The 25,392-nt window shown below is 65.2% G+C and carries 25 protein-coding genes; 11 read left to right on the top strand and 14 right to left on the bottom strand.

What is annotated here, in order from left to right:
- Positions 1 to 141 precede the first annotated feature (141 nt).
- Complete coding sequence (locus JQ616_RS08425; protein ID WP_212013629.1) at positions 142 to 1,500, top strand: S41 family peptidase; 1,359 nt, start codon at positions 142 to 144, stop codon at positions 1,498 to 1,500.
- 133 nt (positions 1,501 to 1,633) lie between these two features.
- Here JQ616_RS08425 and JQ616_RS08430 read toward each other — a convergent pair whose 3' ends face one another.
- Positions 1,634 to 4,366, bottom strand: coding sequence for a bifunctional diguanylate cyclase/phosphodiesterase (locus JQ616_RS08430; protein ID WP_212014754.1), 2,733 nt, complete (start codon positions 4,364 to 4,366; stop codon positions 1,634 to 1,636).
- Between the two features lie 359 nt (positions 4,367 to 4,725).
- On the opposite strand from JQ616_RS08430, the gene JQ616_RS08435 reads away from it, so the two are divergent.
- The gene (locus JQ616_RS08435) at positions 4,726 to 4,890 is read left to right on the top strand and encodes a Flp family type IVb pilin (RefSeq protein ID WP_212013631.1); all 165 of its coding nucleotides are present in this window, start codon (positions 4,726 to 4,728) and stop codon (positions 4,888 to 4,890) included.
- Between the two features lie 9 nt (positions 4,891 to 4,899).
- Here JQ616_RS08435 and moaC read toward each other — a convergent pair whose 3' ends face one another.
- The 4 genes from moaC to JQ616_RS08455 form a co-directional block, all read right to left on the bottom strand.
- Positions 4,900 to 5,421, bottom strand: coding sequence for a cyclic pyranopterin monophosphate synthase MoaC (gene moaC / locus JQ616_RS08440; protein WP_212013634.1), 522 nt, complete (start codon positions 5,419 to 5,421; stop codon positions 4,900 to 4,902).
- Between the two features lie 4 nt (positions 5,422 to 5,425).
- The gene (trpC, locus tag JQ616_RS08445) at positions 5,426 to 6,247 is read right to left on the bottom strand and encodes an indole-3-glycerol phosphate synthase TrpC (protein WP_212013636.1); all 822 of its coding nucleotides are present in this window, start codon (positions 6,245 to 6,247) and stop codon (positions 5,426 to 5,428) included.
- 12 nt (positions 6,248 to 6,259) lie between these two features.
- Positions 6,260 to 7,273, bottom strand: coding sequence for an anthranilate phosphoribosyltransferase (trpD, locus tag JQ616_RS08450; protein WP_212013638.1), 1,014 nt, complete (start codon positions 7,271 to 7,273; stop codon positions 6,260 to 6,262).
- Between the two features lie 70 nt (positions 7,274 to 7,343).
- Entirely contained in the window at positions 7,344 to 9,245 is a 1,902-nt protein-coding gene (locus JQ616_RS08455; RefSeq protein ID WP_212013641.1) for a peptidylprolyl isomerase, read from the bottom strand.
- 252 nt (positions 9,246 to 9,497) lie between these two features.
- On the opposite strand from JQ616_RS08455, the gene tpiA reads away from it, so the two are divergent.
- The gene (tpiA, locus tag JQ616_RS08460; protein ID WP_212013642.1) at positions 9,498 to 10,250 is read left to right on the top strand and encodes a triose-phosphate isomerase; all 753 of its coding nucleotides are present in this window, start codon (positions 9,498 to 9,500) and stop codon (positions 10,248 to 10,250) included.
- On the opposite strand, the gene JQ616_RS08465 is transcribed toward tpiA, so the two are convergent.
- Positions 10,247 to 10,783, bottom strand: coding sequence for a GNAT family N-acetyltransferase (locus JQ616_RS08465; RefSeq protein WP_212013643.1), 537 nt, complete (start codon positions 10,781 to 10,783; stop codon positions 10,247 to 10,249). The two genes, tpiA and JQ616_RS08465, sit on opposite strands and share 4 nt — an antisense overlap.
- A 3-nt stretch (positions 10,784 to 10,786) precedes the next feature.
- Positions 10,787 to 11,353, bottom strand: coding sequence for a helix-turn-helix domain-containing protein (locus JQ616_RS08470; RefSeq protein ID WP_212013644.1), 567 nt, complete (start codon positions 11,351 to 11,353; stop codon positions 10,787 to 10,789).
- A 205-nt stretch (positions 11,354 to 11,558) separates the two neighbouring features.
- On the opposite strand from JQ616_RS08470, the gene secG reads away from it, so the two are divergent.
- Complete coding sequence (gene secG / locus JQ616_RS08475) at positions 11,559 to 11,951, top strand: preprotein translocase subunit SecG (RefSeq protein ID WP_212013645.1); 393 nt, start codon at positions 11,559 to 11,561, stop codon at positions 11,949 to 11,951.
- Positions 11,952 to 12,118: 167 nt separating this feature from the next.
- Positions 12,119 to 13,750: a CTP synthase gene (locus JQ616_RS08480; protein ID WP_212013646.1), complete on the top strand. Its 1,632-nt coding sequence runs from the start codon at positions 12,119 to 12,121 to the stop codon at positions 13,748 to 13,750.
- A gap of 19 nt (positions 13,751 to 13,769) precedes the next feature.
- Here JQ616_RS08480 and JQ616_RS08485 read toward each other — a convergent pair whose 3' ends face one another.
- The 3 genes from JQ616_RS08485 to JQ616_RS08495 all read right to left on the bottom strand — a co-directional run bounded on the left by JQ616_RS08485 (position 13,770) and on the right by JQ616_RS08495 (position 16,589).
- On the bottom strand, positions 13,770 to 14,435 hold the full coding sequence (locus JQ616_RS08485) for a class I SAM-dependent methyltransferase (RefSeq protein WP_212013647.1): 666 nt from the start codon (positions 14,433 to 14,435) through the stop codon (positions 13,770 to 13,772).
- Positions 14,436 to 14,538: 103 nt separating this feature from the next.
- Positions 14,539 to 15,918, bottom strand: coding sequence for a sensor histidine kinase (locus JQ616_RS08490; RefSeq protein ID WP_212013648.1), 1,380 nt, complete (start codon positions 15,916 to 15,918; stop codon positions 14,539 to 14,541).
- Complete coding sequence (locus JQ616_RS08495; RefSeq protein WP_212013649.1) at positions 15,915 to 16,589, bottom strand: response regulator transcription factor; 675 nt, start codon at positions 16,587 to 16,589, stop codon at positions 15,915 to 15,917. The genes JQ616_RS08490 and JQ616_RS08495 overlap by 4 nt, the downstream gene beginning before the upstream one ends.
- Positions 16,590 to 16,842: 253 nt before the next feature.
- Between JQ616_RS08495 and JQ616_RS08500 the strand changes: the two genes are divergently transcribed.
- Together JQ616_RS08500 and JQ616_RS08505 are read left to right on the top strand one after the other, a co-directional pair.
- Entirely contained in the window at positions 16,843 to 17,169 is a 327-nt protein-coding gene (locus JQ616_RS08500) for an NIPSNAP family protein (RefSeq protein ID WP_212013650.1), read from the top strand.
- A 120-nt stretch (positions 17,170 to 17,289) separates the two neighbouring features.
- Positions 17,290 to 17,517, top strand: coding sequence for a hypothetical protein (locus JQ616_RS08505; protein WP_212013651.1), 228 nt, complete (start codon positions 17,290 to 17,292; stop codon positions 17,515 to 17,517).
- 71 nt (positions 17,518 to 17,588) lie between these two features.
- On the opposite strand, the gene JQ616_RS08510 is transcribed toward JQ616_RS08505, so the two are convergent.
- Positions 17,589 to 17,924, bottom strand: a complete 336-nt coding sequence (locus JQ616_RS08510) for a PAAR domain-containing protein (protein WP_212013652.1) — start codon at positions 17,922 to 17,924, stop codon at positions 17,589 to 17,591.
- A 166-nt stretch (positions 17,925 to 18,090) separates the two neighbouring features.
- Between JQ616_RS08510 and kdsA the strand changes: the two genes are divergently transcribed.
- The gene (gene kdsA / locus JQ616_RS08515) at positions 18,091 to 18,948 is read left to right on the top strand and encodes a 3-deoxy-8-phosphooctulonate synthase (protein ID WP_212013653.1); all 858 of its coding nucleotides are present in this window, start codon (positions 18,091 to 18,093) and stop codon (positions 18,946 to 18,948) included.
- Positions 18,949 to 18,963: 15 nt separating this feature from the next.
- Positions 18,964 to 20,172: an MFS transporter gene (locus tag JQ616_RS08520; RefSeq protein WP_212013655.1), complete on the top strand. Its 1,209-nt coding sequence runs from the start codon at positions 18,964 to 18,966 to the stop codon at positions 20,170 to 20,172.
- 1 nt (position 20,173) lies between these two features.
- On the opposite strand, the gene JQ616_RS08525 is transcribed toward JQ616_RS08520, so the two are convergent.
- Entirely contained in the window at positions 20,174 to 20,842 is a 669-nt protein-coding gene (locus tag JQ616_RS08525; RefSeq protein WP_157113474.1) for a hypothetical protein, read from the bottom strand.
- Positions 20,843 to 20,945: 103 nt separating this feature from the next.
- The gene (gene queF / locus JQ616_RS08530) at positions 20,946 to 21,422 is read right to left on the bottom strand and encodes a preQ(1) synthase (RefSeq protein WP_212013657.1); all 477 of its coding nucleotides are present in this window, start codon (positions 21,420 to 21,422) and stop codon (positions 20,946 to 20,948) included.
- Between the two features lie 179 nt (positions 21,423 to 21,601).
- Between queF and eno the strand changes: the two genes are divergently transcribed.
- Entirely contained in the window at positions 21,602 to 22,885 is a 1,284-nt protein-coding gene (gene eno / locus JQ616_RS08535) for a phosphopyruvate hydratase (RefSeq protein ID WP_212013659.1), read from the top strand.
- A 48-nt stretch (positions 22,886 to 22,933) separates the two neighbouring features.
- Complete coding sequence (locus JQ616_RS08540) at positions 22,934 to 24,073, top strand: zinc-binding dehydrogenase (protein WP_212013660.1); 1,140 nt, start codon at positions 22,934 to 22,936, stop codon at positions 24,071 to 24,073.
- A gap of 23 nt (positions 24,074 to 24,096) precedes the next feature.
- On the opposite strand, the gene JQ616_RS08545 is transcribed toward JQ616_RS08540, so the two are convergent.
- Positions 24,097 to 25,212 carry a D-alanine--D-alanine ligase family protein gene (locus JQ616_RS08545; protein ID WP_212013661.1) on the bottom strand — a complete coding sequence of 372 codons (1,116 nt, stop codon included), beginning with the start codon at positions 25,210 to 25,212 and terminating at the stop codon, positions 24,097 to 24,099.
- Between the last annotated feature and the right edge of the window lie 180 nt (positions 25,213 to 25,392).

The raw sequence follows: 25,392 nt of genomic DNA on the forward strand, positions 1-25,392 counted from the left end.
GCCTCGTGACAGGACCGTAATGGTCCGGTGACGAGGCGGCCTTGATCCGACCAAAAAGCCGTTGTGTGGTGCCCCGCGTCGGGGTGAGGCGGGCCGAATGTTGCGAAACGTTGCCGGCCGATAGCGAAGGGATCACGGATAATGCGCAAACATGTTGGCTTCTTCCTCGGGACGGTTGCGGGAGCGTGTCTCACCCTGCTCGTGGCCTCGCCGCAGGGGGCGCATCTGTTCGCCGTCGCCAATGCCGCCGCGCATTCCGATAACTCCAACACCTATTCGCAGCTCAATCTGTTCGGCGAGGTGTTCGAGAAGATCAAGACCGACTACGTCGAGAAGCCCGAGGACTCCAAGCTCGTCGAAGGGGCGATCAACGGCATGATCTCCTCGCTCGATCCGCACTCCCGTTACATGAACGAGAAGGGCTGGGCGGAGATGCAGGAGACCACGCATGGCGAGTTCGGCGGGCTCGGCATCGAGGTCACCATGGAAGACGGTTTCGTCAAGGTGGTGGCGCCGATCGACGACACGCCGGCCTCGCGGGCCGGCATCATGTCGGGCGACGTGATCACCTCGATCGACGACGACCAGATCCAGGGCATGACGCTCGACCAGGCCGTCAACAAGATGAAGGGCGCGCCCAACAGCTCGATCCGGCTGAAGATCGTCCGCAAGGACGCCGACAAGCCGATCGAGCTCACGATCACCCGCGAGATCATCCGCGTCCGTCCGGTGAAGTATCACGTCGAGGGCGGCGACATCGGCTATATCCGGATCACCTCGTTCAACGAGCAGACCACCGAGGGCCTGCACAAGGCGATCACGGACATCCAGAAGCAGGTCCCGCAGGACAAGCTCGACGGCTATGTCATCGACCTCCGCAACAATCCGGGCGGCCTGCTCGACCAGGCGGTGTCGGTGACCTCGACCCTGATGCAGCGCGGCGAGGTGGTCTCCACCCGCGGCCGCAATCCGGAAGAGACCCAGCGCTTTACCGCCCATGGCGGCGACATGACCAAGGGCAAGCCGCTGGTCGTGCTGATCAACGGCGGCTCGGCCTCGGCCTCTGAAATCGTCGCCGGCGCGCTGCACGACCACAAGCGCGCGACCCTGATCGGGACCCGCTCGTTCGGCAAGGGCTCGGTGCAGACCATCATTCCGCTCGGCACCGGCAATGGCGCGCTGGCGCTGACCACGGCGCGCTACTTCACGCCGTCGGGCCATTCGATCCAGGCGCTCGGCATCAAGCCCGACATCGAGGTGCTGCAGGACGTGCCGGACGAGTTCAAGACCCGCTCCGAGATCAAGGGCGAGGCCTCGATGCGCGGCCATCTCTCGGCCGAGGGTGCTGAGCAGACCGGTTCGCAGTCCTACGTTCCGCCGGACGAGAAGAACGACAAGGCGCTGGCAGCAGCCTTCAATCAGCTGCGGGGCGTCACCGTGAATGCCGACGCCAAGAACGCCGACACCAAGGCCGCGCAGAAGCGGCCGGTCCCGAACTAGGCCAATATCTCCGAGGTCATGGCCGGGCTTGACCCGGCCATCCATCTCTCTTCGCAAAACTGGTTCCAAATCGATGGATGCCCGGGTCAAGCCCGGGCATGACGAGCGATTGAGTAGTCCAACCGTTCGAAGCCTACGCCGCGCCCGCGACAGGTTTGCGCCGGCGCGTCGTGGCCGCACCCGCCGCGGGGCCGCGGCGATGCCCGGCCAGCAGCTCGCGGATCTGCGCCGCCGGCTTCGGCGGACTGAACAGGTAGCCCTGCATTTCCGAACAGCCTAGCTCACGTAGCAATTTCTGCTGCTGCGCGGTCTCGACGCCTTCCGCGGTCGTGGTCATGCTACGCTCGGCGGCGATGTTGACGACGGCCTCGACGATGCCGGCCGAACCCTGCGGGTCGGCGATGTCGGTGACGAAGCAGCGGTCGATCTTGATCTTGTCGAACGGGAAGCGCTTCAGATAGCTCAGCGACGAATAGCCGGTGCCGAAATCGTCGAGCGCGATCCGGATGCCGATGGCGCGCAGCTGGTGCAGCGCGGCCAGCGCCGTTTCGTCGTCGCGGATCAGCACTGCCTCGGTGATCTCGAGCTCCAGTCGGCCCGCCGACAGGCCCGACGCCGCAAGCGCCGCGATCACCTTGAGCGCCAGCGTGCCGCTGCGGAACTGGACCGGCGAGACGTTGACCGCGAGCCTGATCTGGTCGGGCCAGTTCACGGCCTCCTTGCAGGCCGTCATCAGCACCCATTCGCCGAGCTGGTTGATCAGGCCGGTCTCCTCGGCGATCGGCACGAACTCCGCCGGCGAGATCATGCCGCGCACCGGATGACGCCAGCGAACCAGCGCCTCGCAGCCGGTGATCTCGTTGCTGCGCAGGTCGACGCAGGGTTGGTAATACACTTCGAGTCCGCTGCCGGCTGAGATCGTCTGCCGCAACTCCACCTCGAGCTCGCGGCGGGCGCGGGCGTCGGCATCCATCGCCGGTTCGAAGAAGCGCGCGACGCGGCGGCCGGCCGACTTCGCCGCATACATCGCGAGGTCGGCATTCTTCATGATCTGGTCGAGATCGGTGCCGTCCTTTGGCGCCAGCGCAATCCCGATGCTGGCGTCGGTCGTGACCTGGTGGCCGAGGCATTGATAGGGCGAGCGGATCACCTCGTAGATGCGCGCGACCAGGTCGGTGACCTCGACTTCGCTCTTCACGCCGGTCTGCACGATCGCGAATTCGTCGCCGCCGAGGCGGGCGACGAAATCGCCGTCGCCGATCACGCCGCTCAGCGTCCGGGAGACGGATTTGAGCAACTCGTCGCCGACCATGTGGCCGAGCGAGTCGTTGACGCCCTTGAACTCGTCGATGTCGATGTAGAGCACCGCAAGCTGGCTGTCGGGTGTGACATGCAGCAGCTCGCGCTTGATCTCCTCGTGGAACAGGGCGCGGTTCGGCAGGTCGGTGAGCGCATCGTAGTGCGCAAGATGGGTGATGCGCTCTTCGGCGCGGCGGCGCTCGGTGACATCCTCGTGGGTGGCAAGCCAGCCGCCGTCGGCGAGCGGCTCGTTGACGATCTGGATCGAGCGCCCGTCGGGCGTCGTGATCACCATGGTGTTGCGAACGCCGACGTCGCGCAGCACGAGGTTGACGTAACGTTCGACATCGCCCTGGAACGAGCCGGTGAGGTGGCGATGCACGATGACGTCGCGGAAGCTGCAGCCGGGTTTGATGACGTCGGCCGACAGGGCGTACATCTCGATATAACGCTTGTTGCAGATCACCAGGCGCTGCGCGGCATCGAACAGCAGCAGTCCCTGGGTCATGTTGTTGACGGCGGTGTCGAGCCGGAGCTTCTCCAGCGTGAGGCGCTGCTGCTGGGCGCGATGCTGCTGCATCAGCTTGCGCACCACCAGCGTCAGCAGGATCGCGATCGCCAGCACGGAGATGCTGGTTACCGCGATCAGGATGCCGATCTGCTCGCGCCAGTTGGCAAGCGCCGCTTCCGTGGTGGTTGTCGCGACCACGACGATCGGGAATTTGGTCAACGCCCGCGACGACACCAGTCGGTCCTTGCCGTCGACCGGGCTGGTCAGCCGCGAAGTGCTCGCTGGCTGCTCGAACACCTGCTGCTGGCTGGCCGGGCCGGTGCGGAAATTCTTCCCGATCATCTCCTCGACATGGGGATAGCGCGCCAGCAGCGTGCCGTCGCGATGGTGCATCGAGATCGCAGCGCCTTCGCCGAGCGCAACGGTTGCGAAGAATTTCTCGAACGTCGCCGGCTCGATGCCGCGGCCGACCACGCCGAGAAACTCGCCATGCGGGCCGGTGACCTTGCGGACGATGGCGGTGGTCCAGTTGCCGCTGACGCGGCTGACCACCGGCGCGACCATCATGTCGGGAGAGTAGGGGCTGGATTTGAAGATATTGAAGTAGTCGCGATCGGCGATCGAGGCCTGCGGCAGCGGCCAGGCACCCGAGCTGTTGATCAGCAGTCCGTCGGCGTCGAACACGTTGAGGCTGCCGACATTGGACAGCGCGTCCATCTTGGACTTGAGCATGGCGTGGATGTCGGCGGCCGACATCCGGCGCTTGTAATTTTCGGGGGTCGCGATCCCGTTGTCGCGCATGAACGCGATCAGGTCGCGCTGCACCACCTCGAGATCATCGAGCTGCTGGTCGAAATGCCGCGCCAACAGCAGCACGGTGTTTTCGAGCTCGCGCTCGCTGTTGTGCAACGCGCGCTCGCGGAAATTCTCCGCCATCAGCGTGGCGCCGATCGCGATCGCGGCCATCAGCACGGCGCCGCCAAGGATCAGCCAGCGGATCGGACCGCTGCCGATCACCCCGGTGATGTTGAACGAGGCACTGCCGTTTGGATTCATCTGACGCAATCGCATCCCCGCGTTTCACCCGGAAGTAGGTTTCGTGTATCTCCGTCCCGCGAAAGTCGTATCCAAACGAAATGGAGCAGCGGTTAGCGAGACTGGTTAACGAATGGTTGCGCGAATGGGCGGGCGATACCGTCTCCTGCGCTAGCGCAGCTGACTGATATCGGGACAACAAGTTCCGAGAACGAGACTGCAGATTCTGCCTACGAAAATGCGATGCGCGGAATCCTTTGCCGCGTGCGAGGTCGGTTCAACCATCCGTTTACGATCTAAGTCCATGACGCGGCACAATGTCGTGCTCGGCACGTTGTTTGCGTGCGGTTGCTCGCAGTTCAGTGCGTGAAAGTGTCATTATGAAAAAGCTTGTGCAGAATTTTTGTGCCGACGAGACCGGAGCCACCGCGATCGAGTACGGGTTGATCGCAACCGGCATCGCCATCGCCATCATTGCGGCGGTGAAGGGCGTCGGCATCAAACTTTCAGGCACCTTCAATTCGATCAGCGGCTCGTTGAAATAGCGCCGGCGATCACGCGCCCGCGCGATAGTGCCCGGACTTGCCGCCGATCTTCTCGATCAGATGAATGCCTTCGATGCGCACGCCGCGCTCGACTGCCTTGATCATGTCGTAGATCGTCAGGCAGGCGACCGAAACCGCGGTCAGCGCCTCCATCTCGACGCCGGTCGGCCCGGTCACCTTGACGCTGGCGCGAACGATGCAGCCGGGCAGCTTGCGGTCGGTTACGATATCGATCGTGACCTTGCTCAGCGCCAGCGGGTGGCAGAGCGGGATCAGATCCGAGGTCCGCTTCGCCGCCATGATGCCGGCGATCCGCGCGGTCGCCAGTACGTCGCCCTTCTTGGCCTGGCCGGTTTCGATCAGCGCCAGCGTGGCCCTGCTCATCAGGACGCGGCCCTCGGCGACGGCGATCCGCTCGGTCGCGGGCTTGGCCGAGACGTCGACCATGCGGGCGTCGCCCTTGGCGTCGATATGGGTGAGGGCCGTGCCGGTCGGCTCGGCCTTGCTCTTGGCTTTGATCTTCCGCTCCATCGCGTCAGCGGGTGCCGGTGGCGCGCGGTGCGGTCGGCCGCGTCAGCAGGGTCCGGGTCGCCGCGGTGACGTCCTGCTGGCGCATCAGGCTTTCGCCGACCAGGAAGGTCGACATCCCGACGTGCTCGAGGCGGGCGAGATCGTCAGGGGTGAAGATGCCGCTCTCGCCGACCATCAGGCGGTCGCGCGGGATCAGCGGCGCCAGCGCCTCGCTGGTCGCGAGCGTGGTCTCGAAGGTACGCAGATTGCGGTTGTTGACGCCGATCATCGGCGAACGGAGCTTCAAGGCGCGGTCGAGCTCGGCGCGGTCGTGGATCTCGATCAGCACGTCCATCCCGTAGGACAGTGCAGCGTCTTCGAGCTCCCTGGCAACGACGTCGTCGAGCGCGGCCATGATGATCAGGATGCAGTCGGCGCCATGGGCGCGCGCTTCTGCGACCTGATAGGTGTCGAACATGAAATCCTTGCGCAGCACCGGCAGATTGGTTGCCGCGCGGGCTGCGACCATGAAGTCGAGATGCCCCTGGAACGAGGGCGCGTCGGTCAGCACTGACAGGCACGCTGCGCCGCCGGCCTCATAGGCCTTTGCGAGCACCGGCGGATCGAAGTCGGCACGGATCAGCCCTTTCGAAGGCGAGGCCTTCTTCACTTCCGCGATCAATGCGTAGTCGCCGCGTGCGTGCTTGTCCCTGAGCGCGCGGACGAAGCCGCGCGGGGCTGACGCCGATTTTGCCTGCGCCTCGACCTCGGCGAGCGGACGCGCGCGCTTGGCGGCGGCGATCTCCTCGCGCTTGTAAGCCTCGATCTTGGTCAGGATGTCGGACATCGTTTTACACGCTCAACCGTTGGAAACCGCGACCAGATGCTTGAGCCGCGCCGCGGCAGCACCGCTGTCGAGCGACTGGGCGCCGATCGCCACACCTTCTTTGAGGTTCTTGGCTCGGCCGGCAACGATCAGCGCCGCGGCGGCGTTGAGCAAAGCGACGTCGCGATAGGCGCTCGGCTTGCCGTTCAGCACGCTGGAGAGCGCGATCGCATTGGCATCGGCATCGCCGCCCTTCAGCGCCTCGCCGCCGACGCGGCCAAGGCCGGCGTCCTCGGGGGTCACTTCGAATGTCCTGATCTCGCCATTCTCGAGCGAGGCAACGAAGGTCGGGCCGGTGAGGGTGATCTCGTCGAGGCCATCGGAGCCGTGCACGACCCAGACCGTGTCGGAGCCGAGGTTCTTCAGCACCTGTGCCAGCGGCTGCACCCATTGCCGCGAGAACACGCCGACCATCTGCCGCTTGACGCCGGCCGGGTTCGACAGCGGCCCGAGCAGGTTGAAGATGGTGCGGGTGGCGAGCTCGACCCGGGTCGGGCCGACATTCTTCATCGCCGGATGATGCGCGGGCGCGAACATGAAGCCGATGCCGGCCTCCTTGACGCAGCGCCCGACCTGTTCGGGCGTCAGGTCGATCTTGACGCCGAGCGAGGCCAGCACGTCGGCCGAGCCCGAACGCGACGACAGCGCGCGGTTGCCATGCTTGGCAACCGGCAGGCCGGTGCCGGCCACGATGAAGGCCGCGCAGGTCGAGACGTTGACCGAGCCGGAGCCGTCGCCGCCGGTACCGACGATGTCGACGGCCTCGGCCGGCGCCTTGACCGGCAGCATCTTGCCGCGCATCGCGGTCACCGCGCCGGTGATCTCCTCGACGGTCTCGCCGCGCACCCGCAGCGCCATCAGCAGCCCACCCATCTGCGAGGGCGTGGCGTCGCCCGACATCATGCTGTCGAAGGCGGATGCCGCTTCTTCACGCGTCAGCGTGGCGCCGGTGGCGACTTTTCCGATGATCGATTTCAGGTCGTCCATTCGCTGGCTCAGGGTCTGTTGTTGGAGCTTGATCTCCGGACTGCGCGCCGTCGCGCTGTCCAGATCATGCTCAATTATTCGCGCCTGTCACCTGTGCGAAGGCTGCCTGGTTGACGGTCACGCCGATATCGGCCTCGATCTTGCTGACATATTGCGCGACCTGCTCGTCGCTCAGTGAGCGCCGCAGCGCCTCGGTGAGCTGCTTGACCTCGTTGGAGGCGAAGTCGACCGGCGGCACCGTGACGTCGGTGACGCGGAACACCACCCACTGGCTGCCACCGGCCACAGAGGTCTGGCCGTCGCCGTCCTTGGCGGTGCGGAATGCAGCCGCGATCACGCCGGCCGGCACGTTGGGCGGCGTTGCCTCGCGGCGGAAGTTCGCCGCGGTCTCGACCTTGACGCCGGCCGCAGTTGCCTCGTCGGCGAGCTTGGCGCCGCCGTCGAGCTTCTGGACGATCTCGGTCGCCTTGGTACGCAGCCTGGCGGAGATCTGGTCCTCGCGCCATTTGGCCTCGACCTGGTCGCGGACCTCGTCGAGGGTGCGCTCGCGCGACGGCGTGATGCCGAGCACGTCGTACCAGACATAGCCGTTGTTGAACGAGATCGGGTCGTTGTCGACGCCGACATCACTGTTGAAGGCTTGCGACACCACGTCGAGGCCGCGCGGAATGTTTGACGCGACCTGGCCGTTCGGCAGACGCCCCGAGCGATCGACCGCGTCGATCGTGACGGCGGTCAGTTTCAGCTTCTGCGCCGCATCGATGACGCTGGAGCCTCCGCCGCGCTCGTCTTCCATCTTGTCGCGCAGCTCGGCGACCTTGGTGCGGGCGCGCTCGGCGGCGATCTCGCTCTTCACCTGCTGGGCCATGCTCTCATAGGTCGGGGTCACGCCCGGCTCGATCTTGCCGACCTTGACCAGCGCAATGCCGAAGCGGCCCTGCACCGGCTGGCTGACTTCGCCTGCCGGCAGCGCGAAGGCGGCATCGCCGACCGCGGGGTCAAGGATTGCCGACTTTGCGACCAGGCCGAGATTGACGTCGGCCGGGTTGAGGTTGCGCTCCTTGGCGATGTCGTCGAACGAGGTGCCCGAGGCGATGCGAGCGCGGGCGGCCTGCGCCTCACCGGCGTCCGGGAATACGATCTGCGAGACCTCGCGCTTCTCCGGCTTGCTGAGCCGGTCCTTGCGCTCCTCGAACAGCTTCTTCGCTTCCTCATCCGACACCGTTTCCCACTTGCCGATTTCCTCGGGCGTGATCGCGACGAAGGCGATCTTGCGGTATTCGGGCGCGCGGAACTGAACCTTGTGGTCCTCGAAATAGGCGGCGAGCGCCTCGGGCGAGGGCGCATCGATGGTGCCGGCCTGCGCGGCGCCGAGCGTCACGAAGTCGATCGAGCGCTGCTCGTTCTGGAAACGGGTCAGCGCCTCGACCATCGATTTGGTCGGCTCGATCCCGGACGAGACGGTGCCGGCGATCTGCCGCCTGAGGCCGACGCGGCGCTGCTCGGCGATGTAGCGGCCTTCGGTGTAGCCAAAGTTGCGGATCACGGCCTGGAAGCGCTGTGCATCGAACTGGCCGTTGAGGCCCTTGAAGTTCGGATCGTTGTAGATCGTGCGCAGCACCTCGGCGTCGGACTGGTTGAGGCCCATGCGGCGCGCTTCCTCGTCGAGCGCGGCTTCCGCGAGCGTCTGCTGCAGCACTTGGCGGTCAATGCCGAAGGCGCGCGCCTGGTCCGGGGTCAGCGGACGGCCGAACTGGCGGCCAAGCTGCTGCAACCGGTCGGTATAGATCTGGCGGAATTGCTCGGCCGAAATCTCCGTCCCGCCGACCTTGGCGAAGGTCGACTGGCCAAACCCCTTGAAGATGTCGGCAATGCCCCAAATTCCGAAACTGACGATCAAAACGCCCATCACCACGGCCATAATCGTCTTGCCGAGCCAGTTTGATGAGGCTTTCCGCATTCCTCGAAGCATGGGTCCAACTTGTTTTACAGGAGGGGAACCGGGTCGTGCCCAAATGGGACCAAAAGTCGGGACTTTTCGTCCGGCAGCAGGGCGTCACCGAATTGAAAACGCTTATAAAGTGGCCGAAGCCCCCCCGCAACCATGGGTGAGGGGGCGGATTGAAGCGGTCATGCGCCGCGCCGCCGGCGTCAAGCCGCGCTCTGGAAGTCGTCGCGCGGCTCTGATAGCGCATGACGACGCTTAGAAGATGGGAAATCCGACATGACCGATGCCATCCGGCCGCTGATCGCCGGCAACTGGAAAATGAACGGCCTAAAATCCTCCTTTGCCGAGTTCAACGCGATGCTGGCCGGCGCCGGCAATGTCGCAGCCAAGGCCGATCTTTTGGTCTGTCCGCCGGCGACGTTGGTCGGGGCGTTCGCCGACAAGGCGCGCGGCTCGAAGGTCGCCGTCGGCGCCCAGGATTGTCATCCAAAGGCATCGGGCGCCCATACCGGCGACCTCTCGGCGGAGATGTTCAAGGATCTCGGCGCGGTCGCCATCATCGTCGGCCATTCCGAACGGCGCGCCGACCATGGTGAGACCGACGGCTTGATTCGGCAGAAGGCGGAGGCCGTCTGGCGCGCCGGATTGACCGCGATCGTCTGCATCGGCGAGACGCGCGAGCAGCGCGATGCCGGCAAGACGCTCGATGTCTGCGGCACCCAGCTTGCGGGCTCGCTGCCCGAGGGCTCGACCGCGGCCAACTTGGTGGTGGCCTATGAGCCGGTCTGGGCGATCGGCACCGGCCTGACCCCGACAACAGGGGATGTCGAGGAAGTTCATCGGTTTATCCGAGGTCAGCTCACCGATCGCTTCAAGGCCGAGGGAAACCGGATCAGGATCCTCTACGGCGGCTCGGTGAAGCCGTCGAACGCGGCCGAGCTGATGGCCGTCGCCAACGTCAACGGCGCGCTGGTCGGCGGCGCCAGCCTGAAGGCGTCGGACTTCCTGGCAATCGCCGCGGGTTGTTAGGCGGCCGCAGCGGCGGCGCCGATCCGCTTCCAGTAGATCATCGTCCCCGTGAGGCCGCCGTGCGGCTTCAGCGCGTAATCCGGGATGATGCCGCTGAGCTGAAAGCCTGATCGCTCGTAGAGCGGCGCGGCGCCCTCGTCGACGGCGGTGTCGAGCACCAGCAGCGTGCGTCCGTGCTCGATCGCGAGCTGCTCGGCGGCGCGTAGCAAAGCTGTCGCGGCTCCGCGATGGCGGTGACTGACGCGCGTCATCATCTTGGCGATCTCCGCGCGATGCGGCTGGTTCGGCGGCAGCTTGAGCAGCAGCGTCACGGTGCCGATCAGATCATCGCCGTCGAACGCACCGAGCACGATTCGCTCGCCGCGCGCGGCGGTGCCAAGCGAGTCCTGCCAGAACGCATTGGCATCGTCCGGCGACAGCGGATGCATGAAGCTCACGGAGCCGCCGCTGGCGACGGTCTCGATCAACAGCTCGCTGAGCGCGTTGCGAATCCGGGGCTCGTCGGCCAGTGGCTTGATCGAAAACTGCGGCATGGATCAGCTCCGGGCCAGGGCGACCACATAGGTGCACCCGGCGTTGGTCTCATTGGCGAAGGTGGTTTCCGCGGGCGGGCCGAAGCCGAAGCAATCGCCCGTGGCGAGCACATGGCGCGTGCCTCCTTCGGTGATGACGAGGCTGCCGCCCAAGACCCAGACCAGCTGGCGGATGTGGGCGTAGGACGAGGCGGGCAGGGTAACGGATTGTTTCGGCGGCAATTCGACCCGCACCAGCTCGACCGGATGGTCGGGGCGGCTGAATACCTGGCGACGCAGATAGCCGGTTTCCGGATCGCGCCAGAGTGGCTGCATGGCGGCGCGCGACAGCCGTTCGCCCCCGCCCTCGGCGCGCAGCATCAGGCCTGCCAGCGTGAGGTCGAAGGCCGAGGCAAGGCGCACCAGCACGACTGCGGTCGGGCTGACTTCGGCGCGCTCGATCTTGCTGATCGTGGCCTTTGAGACGCCGGCGCGTTCGGCAAGCTCGGCCAGCGACCAGCCGCGGCCGTCGCGCTCGAGCCTGATCCGTTGAGCCAGGCGCTGGCTCAGATCGTCTACTAAAATATCCATTTGTCTATTATAGTAGAAATGACCGGTTCCGATCAAGAGCCCAGGCGAGCGCCGTCGATGCTGCTTGTGATGTCAGCCGTTGCGACTATCTCGGGGGTGACAATGCCCGGTGCAATCGTGTAACAGGGCGCGACTTTCACGAAACCCGCAAAGCCGATAGCGCCGTTTGTCTGGCCGCTTGGCGGCTTGTGACGGAAGGCTTGCGATGCAGACTGTCGTTATCATCATTCATCTCATGATCGTCGCCGTCATGATCGGCACCGTGCTGCTGCAGAAATCCGAAGGCGGCGGCCTCGGCATGGGCGGCGGTGCCGGCTTCATGTCGAGCCGCGGCACCGCGAATCTGCTGACGCGGACCACGGCGATCCTTGCGGTCGGCTTCTTCCTGACCAGCCTGTTCCTGTCCTGGTATGCGGGCTACGACCGCAAGCCGAGCTCGATCATCGGCACCGGCGCACCGGCGCAGCAGACCCAGCCGGCCGGCGGCACGCCGCTGACGCCCCCGACCTCCGGTGGCATCCTCGATTCGCTGAAGAAGACCGACGAGCAGCAGGGCCAGCAGGCCCCGAGCGGTCCGCAGGCGCCACGGTCGCAATAAAGCAGGGTGGCCATGCAGGATGCACCGCTGGCATCCTGCATCCAAAACCCCCATTAATGCTCTGAAATCGCTCTCAGTTTAACGTAACCCACAGCCCGGTGATTTGTTTGCCGGGAACAGCTGATTCGTTTTGCGAATCGCAGGAAGCGGCTTAAAGGTAAAGTCCCATGGCGCGGTACATTTTCATCACCGGCGGCGTGGTCTCCTCGCTCGGCAAGGGTCTGGCTTCAGCGGCGCTCGGCGCTTTGCTGCAGGCTAGGGGCTACAAAGTCCGCCTTCGCAAGCTCGATCCCTATCTCAACCTCGATCCCGGAACGATGTCGCCGTATCAGCACGGCGAAGTGTTCGTGACCGACGACGGCGCCGAGACCGATCTCGATCTCGGCCATTACGAGCGTTTCACCGGTCGTCCGGCCACCAAGGCCGATAACATCACGACCGGGCGCATCTATCAGGACATCATCACCAAGGAGCGCCGCGGCGATTATCTCGGCGCCACGATCCAAGTGGTCCCGCACGTCACCAACGCGATCAAGGAATTCGTGCTGTCGGGCAACGACGAGTACGATTTCGTGCTGGTCGAGATCGGCGGCACCGTTGGCGACATCGAGGGCCTGCCGTTCTTTGAGGCGATCCGCCAGCTCAAGAACGAGTTGCCGCGCGATCATGCTGTCTACATTCACCTGACACTTCTGCCGTACATTCCAAGTGCCGGCGAACTCAAGACAAAGCCGACGCAGCACTCGGTCAAGGAGCTGCGTTCGATCGGCATTCAGCCCGATATCCTGCTGTGCCGCACCGACCGCGAAATCCCGAAGGAAGAGCGGCGCAAGCTCGGCCTGTTCTGTAACGTGCGCGAGAGCGCCGTGATCGAGGCGCGCGACGTCGACAACATCTACGCGGTGCCGGAGGCCTATCACGCCGCCGGCCTCGACGACGAGGTGCTGGCGGCGTTCGGCATCACCGCGAAGATTCCGCCGGCGCTGCAGAGCTGGAACGTGATCAACGAGCGCGTCCGCAATCCGGAAGGCGCGGTGACGATCGCGATCGTCGGCAAGTACACCGGCATGAAGGACGCCTACAAATCGCTGATCGAGGCGCTCTCCCACGGCGGCATCGCCAACAAGGTGAAGGTCAATCTCGACTGGATCGAGAGCGAGGTGTTCGAGAACGAGGACCCGGCGCCGTTCCTCGAACATGTCAACGGCATCCTGGTGCCCGGCGGCTTCGGCCAGCGCGGCGCCGAGGGCAAGATCCGCGCGGCGCAGTTCGCGCGCGAGCGCGACGTGCCGTATTTCGGCATCTGCTTCGGCATGCAGATGGCGGTCATCGAAGCTGCGCGCAATCTGGTCGGCATTGAGGAGGCCAACTCGACCGAGTTCGGCCCGACCAAGGAGCCGCTGGTCGGCCTGATGACGGAATGGCTGCGCGGCAACGAGCTCGAGAAGCGCTCGCAGACTGGCGACCTCGGCGGCACCATGCGGCTCGGCGCCTATCCCGCAGCTCTGAACCGCGGCAGCCGGGTCTCGCAGGTCTATGGCGGCGCGACCGAAATCTCCGAGCGGCACCGCCATCGCTACGAGGTCAACACCGCCTACAAGGACCGCCTCGAGCAGCACGGCCTGCGCTTCTCCGGCATGTCGCCTGACGGTGTGCTGCCGGAGATCGTCGAGTATGAGGACCATCCCTGGTTCATCGGCGTCCAGTTCCATCCCGAGCTGAAGTCGCGCCCCTTCGAACCGCACCCGCTGTTCGCATCGTTCATCGAGGCGGCGGCGAAGCAGAGCCGGCTGGTCTAAGCGGCAATCAGCTGCGCCGTCACACGACGGCGCAGTCTTCGCTGGCCCGACGTTCTTTCTTGATCGGCAAGACATCTGCACCGGCCGTCGGCGCGACGTCGCGCGTCATCAACCTGTATTGCGGGCGCCGCGTCAGCCGGTAGACCGCGGCCGGCGGCACGTTGAGGATGGCGCGGTCGACCAGCGTGGCGCGCAGGCCGAGCCGGTCGAGGATCGGCCGCCGCACAGGGCAACGCATGCCGTAGGTGAATTGATAGAACGCGCCGCCGGGACGCATATAGCTGAATGCGCCACCGACGATCGCCATCACCTTGCGCGGCGACATGTTGAGCAGCGGCAGTCCGCTGACCACGGCGCCGACGGGCGCGCCGTCGTAGAGTCGTTCCGAGGCCAGCCGCGCTGCGTCCATCCACAGCACGCGCGAGCCGGGAAAACGCAGCTGCAACAGGCGCATGAAATCCGAGCCGTATTCGATCAGCGTGAGATCCTGCTGGCGCACGCCGCGCTTCAACAGCTGATAGGTGAAGGCGCCAGTGCCCGGACCGAGCTCAAGCACCGGGCCGGTGTCGGCGGTGATGTCGCGCGTGATCAGTTCGGCGAGCGCTGCGCCCGAGGGCGCGATGGCGCCGACGCGGCCGGGGGCTGCCATCCACGCCGTGAAGAAAGACAGGAGATCATGTGCCATTGGGATTCCCAGCAAAGTGTCGCAGCGCTTCGACTCGATGGCGAAGCGTGATGCGTTGTTTGCGGGAGCTGCATTGCGAGAACATTGCGCGATGTTGCGCGCGTTACGACACCAACGGCGCCGGCGGTAATGTGAGGCGGAAGCACGCGCCGCCCTTCGGCCCGTCGAGCACGGAGACGTGACCGCCATGCAGCCTTGCGATCTCGCGCACCATGTTCAGCCCGAGACCGGCGCCGCGATCGAGCGGTGCGAGCCGGTAGAACGGATCGAAGATCCGAGCGCGCTGGTCCTGCGGAATGCCGTCGCCTTCGTCCGATACGTCGATGGTCGCGGCGCTGCCGACGTGAATGGTGATGGTGCCGCGGCGGCCGCCATGCTGGATGGCGTTCTGCACGAGATTGGTCAGCGCGCGTTCCAGCGCGGCGCGATCGCCGAGCGTCTCGACCTGGTCGGTTGCGGTTTCGAGCGACAATTCGTAGCCGGCCGCGATCGCCAGCGGCGCGAGATCGGCGGCGACGTTACGCGCGGCTGCGACGAGATCGACACGCACGAACGGATTGCGGCACTGGTCGAAGCGCTGGATGTCGAGCAGCTGCTCGGCCAATGTCGCAAGCCGCGCCGAATCCTCGAGCAGTCGGGTTTTTTCAGGCCCCGCGGGCAGCGATTCCAGCCGCGTGTTGAGGATCGCGATCGGCGTCCGCAATTCATGCGCCGCGTCGGCCACGAAGCGCTGATGGCGCGAATAACCATCGTCGAGCCGCTTCAGCGCGTCGTTGATGGCGCTCACCAGCGGCGCCACTTCGAGCGGCAGATGATCGGCCGACAGCCGGCTGCCGCGCTGGCGGAAATCGATCCGGCGTGCTTCGTCGGCGGTGGTATCGAGACCGGCGAAGGCACGCTTCACCACCATCGGCGTCGCGATGAAGGTGGCGCATGCCATGAGGAAAAGGCCGGGCAGGGCAATCGCGAGGAATGCCAGCGTCGTGGCAAGCGCGGTCTTGGCGCTCGACGTTGGTCCTTGCGTGGCTGTGAGCACCTGCACCGGGCCGGCGTCGGAATTGACACGCTTCAGTCGCGCCGGCGGCTTGCGCGGATCATCCTCGAACATCTGCCAGCCGAGCCGCGCCTGGCTGATCTGGTCGAGTGCATCACCGATCCTGGCAAATTCTGGCGGCACCGCGCCTTCCGTCAGCGAACGGCCTTGGCGGTCGCGCACCAGGAACCAGAGGTCGGGCGTATCGTGACGAAGCTTCTGGAGTTCAGCCGTCGGACGCAAGATCAGGTCGCCTTTGCCATCGCGTGCGACCGCGCCCTGCACGATGGAAATGACATGATCTTCATCGCGCGGAACGATCAGGAAGCCGGTGGCACACAACGCGCTGATCAGGCAAACGATCAACATGGCAAGCAGCAGTGCCTGTAGCGTCACCAGGCGCCAGCTCAGCTGCGAGCGCAGGCAATAGTGATCGGCCTGTTCGCTCATGACGTCTGCTTCAAGAGATAGCCGACGCCGCGGATGCTATGGATCTCGACGCCGGCATCGCTGTCCGCGAGCTTGCGCCTGAGCCGCGAGACGTGGGCGTCGAGCGCGTTGGACTGGATCTCGTCCTCAAAATTGTAGACGGCTTCCTCCAGCGTCGCGCGCAGCACGGTGCGGCCCATGCGGCGCAGCAAGGTCTCCAGCACCAGCAGCTCGCGCCGCGGCAGCTCGAGCGGACGGCCGTCGACGCTGGCCTCGCGATGGCTGCAATCGAACGCCACGCGGCCGGCCTTGATGATCTCGAGCTGCACGCCGGCGGGCCGGCGCAGCACGGCGCGCAGCCGCGCCAGCAGCTCCTCGACCGCGAAGGGTTTGGCCAGATAGTCGTCGGCGCCTGAGTCGAGGCCGGTGATGCGGTCGGCAAGGTCGCCGCGCGCGGTCAGCACGATGATCGGCACGCCGTCCGCCTTGGCGCGTAGCTTCGGGATCAGCGAGAGCCCGTCGCCGTCCGGAAGCTGGCGGTCGAGCAGGACCGCGCCGTGCACGTCGGCGGAAATCGCTTCCTCGGCCTCGGCCAGGTTCGGCACATGGTCGACCACCATGTCGTAGCCCTTCAGCGCTTGTGACAACGCCGCCGCCATCTCGGCCTCGTCTTCAACCAGCAATATCCGCATTTGCTTTGGGTCCAGATCCCGAACGGCCGGCACTAAAGCGCGATGAGGTCGCGCTTTAGCCTCTTGTTTGAGCATGGTCTTTTCGGAAAACCGCTTCGCACTTTTCCGGATCATGCTTTGAGCAAGTAACATTGCAACAACATTGCGGAAATGGCCGCCTGCCGCGAGCAGGGGTGCCATGTTGTCACCCCCTCAAGACAGTCCGGAACGCGCTGGTTATAACCGCTGCGCAACAAATCTGGGAGGACCGCCAATGATCTACGAGACCCGCGTCTATCGCTGCCTGCCGGGCCGGCTGCCGGCGCTGCTCAAGCGCTTCGAGACCATCACGCTCAAGCTCTGGGACAAGCACGGCATCAGGCAGGCCGGTTTCTTCACGACGCTGGTCGGCGAATCCAACCAGGAATTGACCTATCTGCTGGCCTGGGAATCGCTCGCCGAGCGCGAGAAGAAGTGGACCGCGTTCGCGACCGATCCGGAATGGATCGCCGCGCGCGCCAAGACCGAGGAGGACGGCCAGATCGTTCTCAACATCGTCAATCAGCTGCTGGTGCCGACGTCGTTCTCAGCGGTCAAGTGACGCATCGCCGCGACGACCAGCTATCGGTTGTCGGTTCCAGCAACGGAGGCGGGATTGCCAAATCCGATATCGAGGGAATCCCCTGAGCGAACCATTACCCTGCCTGACGACACTCGGTTGGTGCTCTTTGATCTGTTGGGCAGGCTCATTGAGGATGAGAAGGGCAGGCGCTTGGTTGATCTCGGCCTCCACGATGCCGAAATCTGGGCATTGAACGGCTTCTACTGCGCGCTCGAGCGATCCGAAGTGAACTCGTTCAAGCCAAACTACGCATCGCTGCTGGACGCCGCGCGATCAAACATACTGACCGAAAATGGAGGGCCTTGGCCACGGCACCGTGACGAATGATCGCGAGGGGGCCGCCCACGGACGTCCGCGCTGCAAGCTCTTGCCGTGTCGCCGCGTTATGAGTCCGGACCCTATTGCGCGCAGCCGGATGTCTGATCGCCTTCGCGGACCATCGGCTTGCCGTTGATGAAGACGCCGTGGCTGCCTGAGGTCGTCTTGCCGCCGCAATGCGTGCGATCGCCCATCACGACCGCCGGCTTGCCGTTGATCAGGACGTTGGGGACGCCTTCGACCAGCGGGCCGCCATTGCTGGTGGTGTCGCCGCTGCGCGCCGCCGGTTTGCCGTTGATGGTGACGCCGGTGGCGCCGCTGGTGACGACCCCGGGCTGGCTGCTGGCCTGGCCATAGGCCAGCGTGGGCAGCACCGACAGGACGGCCACGGCTCCGATCGCGAGCGAAATACGCATGTCGTCCTCGTAGGAATCTGTTCCGCGTCAGTCTATAGCCCCCGTTGGGGCAGGATTGTGATAGCACGGCGCACCCACGGCGTCAGTGCAACCCCCTCATCGTGCGGGATGGCTTGATCCCTTCCGCGCGGGATTGCATGGTCGCCGACCAAAAGGATGCAGCATTTTGACCAATCAAGTTTCCGCGCCAGCCGCCGCGCCGATCGTTGCCATCGGATCGGCCAAGTTCGGCAGCGCCTTGCCCATCTCGATCATCGCCGGTCCGTGCCAGCTCGAGAGCCGCGCGCATGCGCTTGAAGTGGCGTCCGCGCTGAAGGAGATCGCGACCCGGCTGAAAATCGGTCTGGTGTACAAGACCTCGTTCGACAAGGCGAACCGCACCAGCGCGTCGGCCGCGCGCGGCATCGGGCTGAAGCAGGCGTTGCCGATCTTCGCGGAGATCCGGTCTTCGCTCGGGCTACCCGTGCTGACCGACGTGCATGAACCCGACCAGTGCGCGGAAGCGGCGCAGGCGGTCGACGTGCTGCAGATCCCGGCCTTCCTGTGCCGGCAAACCGATCTCTTGCTGGCTGCGGCTGCGACCGGCAAGGTCGTCAACGTCAAGAAGGGGCAGTTCCTGGCGCCGTGGGACATGGCGAATGTGGTCAGCAAGATCACCGGCGCCGGCAATGCCAATGTGCTGGTCACCGAGCGCGGCGCATCGTTCGGCTACAACACGCTGGTGTCAGACATGCGCGCGCTGCCGATCCTTGCCCGCACCACCGGCGCGCCTGTGATCTTCGACGCGACCCATTCGGTGCAGCAGCCGGGCGGCAAGGGCACCTCGTCGGGCGGCGAGCGCGAGTTCGTGCCGGTCTTGGCGCGGGCCGCGGTCGCGGTCGGTGTCGCCGGCGTCTTCATCGAGACCCATCCCGATCCGGATCACGCGCCATCGGACGGACCCAACATGGTGCCGCTCCGTGATTTCGAATCCCTCGTCAAACGGCTGATGCAGTTCGACGCGCTGGCGAAGACGGTAGCCTGACCGGCGGATGACGACATGACCGCAAAGAGCGGCATGCCGCCGGCCCTCAACGTGATCACGCTGGCGACCTTCGCGGCGAGCCTGTCGGTGCGCGCGCTCGATCCGGTGCTGCCGCATGTTGCGGATGATTTCGGCGTCAGCATCGCGACCGCGGCGAGCTTTGCCGCGGTGTTTGCCTTCACCTTTGCCGCGGTCCAGCCGGCGATCGGCGCCGCCGCCGATCTGTTCGGCAAGGCGCGGCTGATGACGATCTGCCTCGGGCTGCTCGGCGTCGCCAATATCCTCGGCGCGCTCTCGACCTCGTTCCCGATGCTGTTCGTGACCCGCATCCTCGCCGGCATCGGTTCGGGCGGGGTGTTTCCGGTGGCGCTGTCGCTGACCAGCGACCTCGTTGGTCCGGACAAGCGGCAGCTCGCGATCGGGCGAACGCTGGCGGGCTCGATGACCGGCAATCTGCTCGGCGCGACCGCCTCCGGCCTGATCGGCGATTTCCTCGGTTGGCGCGGCGTGCTCGCGGTGCTCGGCGGCCTCGTGATCATCGTTGCGCTCGCAGTTGCCGCCGGCTTCCGCGGCGCCGAACTAAACCGGCCGCCGCGCACCAGCCTGAAGGCGCTGCGCCACGGCTATCGCACCATCTTCACCAACCCGAATGCGCGGATCTGCTATTCGGCTGTTTTCGTCGAAGGCTGTTGCGTGCTCGGGCTGTTTCCCTTCATCGCCTCGTTCCTGTTCGAGCTCGGCGAGACCTCGCTGTCGATCGCCGGCATCGTGATCGCGGGCTTTGCCATCGGCGGATTGTTCTACACGCTGACGGTGTCGCGGCTGCTGCCGTGGATGGGCGTGAGGGGCATGATGATCGTTGGTGCGACGCTGGTTGCGATCCAGCTGGTCGGCGTCGCCTTCGGGCCGCACTGGAAGCTGCAGATGGCGGGCCTCATGGTGATGGGCCTCGGCTTCTACATGATCCACGGCTGCCTGCAGGTGTTCGCCAGCGAGCTGTCGGTCGAGGCGCGCGCCACCGCGCTGTCGCTGCACTCGTTCTTCTTCTTCATGGGCCAGACCGTCGGCCCGATCGCCTACGGTTTTGGGCTTCAACACGCCGGCAAGACCGCAACGCTGGTCTCGGCGGGGGCGGTGATGGTGGTGCTCGGCTTCATCTGCGCGAGATTTTTGAAGCAGACGCGGCCGGCCGATGCTGCCGCGCGGCCGGACGTCGAGGCGTAGCTCAGGAGGGCGGCAAGGAACGGCCGGACTGCACAGCAAGGACCTCGGTCGCCCTTTCCGTCAGACATTGCTCAGCATAGTGCAGGGCCGCGGCGGAGCGCTCCAAGCGGACCCGGCCAACGTCGATGTCCGGACCAAGCGCAAGGGCCTCGATGATGTACTGCCCCGCCATACGAACGCCCTTACTGATCTCGTCCAGAGCGAGGATGCAGTCGCGCTGCCGAGCTAGACCGTCCTCGGTTGCGGGCGTCGATTTTTGTGCGATGGCGAGTTGCGCCGCCGTTCGAAGGGTCAACCGGCTGAAGACGCCGCAGAGCTGCTGCACGTGCTCCGACGAGTCGAAGCCGTTGAATAGCGCCATGATCTGCGCATTCCAGGAGACGAGTTCAGCGAGAGCCTTCGTCACGGCGCGCGCGCCCGCCTCGGTGAAAGCGAAGGTGCTTGCCACGTTAGCCATGGACGGATCATCGACCGTGATCCGGTTTGCCCAACCTGCACCTTCCATCTGCGACCACAACGCGTCATTGGGACTTCCGACCCCAGTGATCATGACGCTTCCGGGGCGCGCCGCCGCGCCTTCATTGACGGACAGATCGCCCGGCGAAAGGGTCGCTAGCCAAAAGCGAAGTTGACGGGCGTTGAAGTTAGCCGAGTTGGAACTGTCATTCACGTGTGGCCTGTGGGTCGTATGAGAAGGTGCACACGACCCTAGCAAAGCAGGCTTGAAGCGAAGGTAAAGGTCAGATTTTGATTTGTGTGCTTACCGCGAACGTCTAACCCCGCCCGCGATATGTCGCGACGCCCTGGTCGGGAACCCAGATTCCCTTCGGCAGCCTTCCGGTCTGGAAGAACACGTCGATCGGGATGCCGCCGCGCGGGTACCAGTAGCCGCCGATGCGCAGCCATTTCGGCTTGATCTCGTCTGATATCCGCTTGCCGATCATGACCGTGCAGTCCTCATGGAAGGCGCCATGGTTGCGGAAGCTCGCGGCGAACAGTTTCAGCGATTTGGACTCCAGCAGCCAGCGGCCCGGCACATAGTCGATCACCAGATGCGCGAAATCCGGTTGGCCCGTCACCGGGCAGATCGAGGTGAATTCCGGCACCGTGAAGCGCACCAGATAATCGGTACCAGCTTGCGGATTGGGCACGCGGTCGAGTTGCGCCTTTTCCGGGCTGTTGGGCCATTCAACCGCACGGCCGAGTTGCAGGCCGGGGGAGGTCGTTGATTTGCTGGATTTCTTTGCCATTGGGGTCTCCGTCCGGGTCTCATAGAGCATGATCCGGAAAAGTGGAAACCGGTTTTCCTGCAAAACAACCCCATGCAAAGTAGGGCCACGTCGGGAGCCCGTCAGGCGGCCTTTTCCCCCTCGATGCATTGCGGTAGAAGCACCGCCATCCGACCCCCTCACTGCCATAAGAGGTTCTCATGACTGACATCATCGACATCATCGGCCGCGAAATCCTTGATAGCCGCGGCAATCCCACGGTCGAGGTCGATGTGGTGCTGGAGGATGGGTCAATCGGCCGCGCGGCGGTGCCGTCGGGCGCCTCCACCGGCGCGCATGAGGCGGTGGAACTGCGCGACGGCGACAAGTCGCGCTATCTCGGCAAGGGCGTGCAGAGGGCCGTCGCCGCGGTCAATGGCGAGATCTTCGAGGCGCTCGCCGATCACTCGGTCGAGGACCAGGTCGCGATCGACCAGATCATGATCGATCTCGACGGCACGCCGAACAAGAGCCGGCTCGGCGCCAACGCCATCCTCGGCGTCTCGCTGGCCTGCGCCAAGGCCGCCGCCGAATCCTTCGACATGCCGCTGTATCGCTATGTCGGCGGCACCTCGGCGCGGACGCTGCCGGTGCCGATGATGAACATCATCAATGGCGGCGTGCATGCCGACAACCCGATCGACTTCCAGGAATTCATGATCCTGCCGGTCGGCGCCACCTCGTTCGCCGAAGCGCTGCGCTGCGGCTCGGAGATCTTCCACACGCTGCGCGGCGAGCTGAAGAAAGCCGGCCACAACACCAATGTCGGCGACGAGGGCGGCTTCGCGCCGAACCTGCCGTCGGCCGACGCCGCGCTCGAGTTCGTGATGAACGCGATCGGCAAGGCCGGCTACAAGGCGGGCGACGACGTCGTGCTCGGCCTCGACTGCGCCTCGACCGAGTTCTTCAAGGAAGGCGCCTATGTCTATGGCGGCGAGAACAAGACCCGTTCGCGTTCGGAGCAGGTGAAGTATCTCGCCGATCTGGTCGGTCGCTACCCGATCGTCACCATCGAGGACGGCATGTCGGAAGACGACATGGACGGCTGGAAGGAGCTGACGGATGCGATCGGCAAGAAGTGCCAGCTGGTCGGCGACGATCTGTTCGTCACCAACGTCACGCGGCTTGCCGACGGCATCAAGAACGGCCGCGGCAATTCGATCCTGGTCAAGGTCAACCAGATCGGCACGCTGACCGAGACGCTTGCGGCGATCGAGATGGCCTACAAGGCCGGCTACACCGCGGTGATGTCGCATCGCTCCGGCGAGACCGAGGACTCCACGATCGCCGATCTCGCGGTCGCCACCAATTGCGGGCAGATCAAGACCGGCTCGCTGGCGCGCTCCGACCGCACCGCCAAGTACAACCAGCTGCTGCGCATCGAGCAGCAGCTCGGCACGCAGGCGAAATACGCGGGCAGGGCGGCCTTGAAGGCGCTGGGCTAGCGCCCCAACTGATCGGGACTGAATAAAACGCAAAAAAGGGAGGTCGGGATGAGCGACGGCAAGAGCGGTCTGCAACTGCGTTCGCTGCTCAAGAAGAGCGGCGAACTGGAATTGTCTCTGGTCAATGTCCCGACCCCCGAGCCCGGACCCGACGAGGTCGTGGTCCGGGTCGAGGCGACCCCGATCAATCCGTCCGACCTCGGTCTCCTGATCGGCCCCGCCGACATGTCGGCGGCCAAGGTCTCCGGCAGCAAGGACTTGCCTGTAGTGACCGCGCGGGTGCCGGAAGCGGTATTGCCGGGCCTTGCCGCGCGGCTCGACGAATCCATGCCGGTCGGCAATGAAGGTGCCGGCGTCGTGATCCGGACCGGTTCGTCGGATGCGGCGAAGGCGCTGATGGGCCGCACCGTCGCGATGATCGGCGGCGCGATGTATGCGCAATACCGCACGCTGCGGGTGGGCGAATGCCTGCCCTTGCCCGACGGCATCACGCCGGCGGAAGGCGCATCCTGCTTCGTCAATCCGCTGACTGCGCTCGGCATGACCGAGACGATGCGGCGCGAGGGGCACAAGGCGCTGGTGCACACGGCGGCGGCGTCGAACCTCGGTCAGATGCTCAACAGGATCTGCCTCAAGGACGACATCGGCCTCGTCAACATCGTGCGCAACAAGGAGCAGGCCGAGATCCTGCACAAGATCGGCGCCAGGCATGTCGTCGATTCCAGCGCGTCCGATTTCATGGACAAGCTCACCGCCGCGCTGGTCGAGACCGGCGCGACCATCGCCTTCGATGCGATCGGCGGCGGCAAGCTCGCGGGCCAGATCCTGGTCGCGATGGAGACCGCGATCAACAAGACCGCCAAGGCTTACAGCCGCTACGGCTCGAACGTGCACAAGCAGGTCTATGTCTACGGCAGTCTCGATAATCGCTCGATCGAGCTGCCGCGCGGCTTCGGCATGGCCTGGGGCGTCGGCGGCTGGCTGCTGTTCCCGTTCCTGATGAAGATCGGCCCCGAGGCCGGCAACAAGCTGCGGCAGCGCGTGGTGGCCGAGCTGAAGACGACCTTCGCCAGCCACTACACCAAGGTGGTGTCGTTGCAGGAGACCCTGCAGCTCGACAACATCGCCGTCTACGGCAAGCGCGCGACCGGCGAGAAATTCCTGATCAATCCGAACAAGGGTGCGTGACGGCGCGCGCGAGAAGCCATCCGCTACTCGCGGTCATATGCCAGGCTCCTGGAGCGCTTGTGACGCTCCAGGGCATGGCCGATCAGGACATCCATCAACTCGGATTGCGGCAGGCCGCTGGCCTCCCACAGCCGCGGATACATGCTGATATTGGTGAAGCCGGGCAGGGTGTTCGCCTCGTTGACGAACGCCTGCTCGCCATGGAGGAAGAAGTCGATCCGCGCCATGCCTTCGCAGCCGAGCACGCCGAACGTCTTGATCGCAAGCTCCCGGATGCGATCGGCGACGGCAGCGGGAACGTTGGCCGGCACCTGAAGCAGGGCGCCATCCGCATCGAGATACTTGGCATCGTAGGAGTAGAAGCCGTGCTTGTCGGAGGGAACGATCTCGCCGAGCTCGGAGGCGCGGATGCGGCCCTCGGCATCCTCGAGCACGGAGCACTCGACCTCCCGGATCGGCGCGACGCAGCGCTCGATCAGGATCTTGGCGTCGAAGCGGAACGCCAATCGGCAGCCGACCGCGAACTCCTCCGCATTGCGCGACTTCGACACGCCGACCGATGATCCCATGTTGGCGGGCTTGACGAACACTTCGTGCGATCCGAGGGCGCCGACGGCATCGTCATAGCTGACGGGCGCCGCGGCCGACATCACGACAAAGGGGACGATCGGCAATCCCGCCTCGCGCAACAGGCGCTTGGCGATGTCCTTGTCCATGCCGGCCGCCGAGCCCATCACGCGCGAGCCGACATAGGCCACGTCGGACAGCTCCAGCGCACCCTGCACCGTGCCGTCCTCGCCGTTCGGGCCATGCAGGACCGGGAACACGACATCGAATGCCGGCAATTCCTGAACGCCTGCAGCGCCGCTTCCCAGCGCAAGCGTGCGGCCCTGGCCTCCCGGCAGCAGCGCGAGTTGCGGTCCGTCGGGGGGAATGGTCAATGCGCTGCCGCCGGTGCCGGCGCCGTTGCCCGTGCCAACCGCGATCCAGCGGCCATCCCGGGTGATGCCGATCGTCGTGGCGTCGTAGCGATCCGGGTCGAGCGAGCGAAGCACGTTGGCCGCCGATGCCCGTGAGACGTCATGCTCGGCGGATCGTCCGCCGAACAGGATAGCAACCCGTATCTTGCGCTCTGTCATGGCCTGCTCTTCGGTCGACCGGATGCTGCGTGGAATCGGAACGCATTATGGTTGGACGAAGGTGTCGACAATTGGCCCCGGGCTGGTCCGCCACGGCGTTCGGGCGGAATCGTGCTGGCCATTGCGCGAGCGATGGAGCCTCGGGCCGTTCGGTCCAATTTCGTGAACGATGCGTTTCCG

The organism is Bradyrhizobium tropiciagri, from assembly GCF_018130545.1.
GTDB lineage: Bacteria > Pseudomonadota > Alphaproteobacteria > Rhizobiales > Xanthobacteraceae > Bradyrhizobium > Bradyrhizobium tropiciagri_A.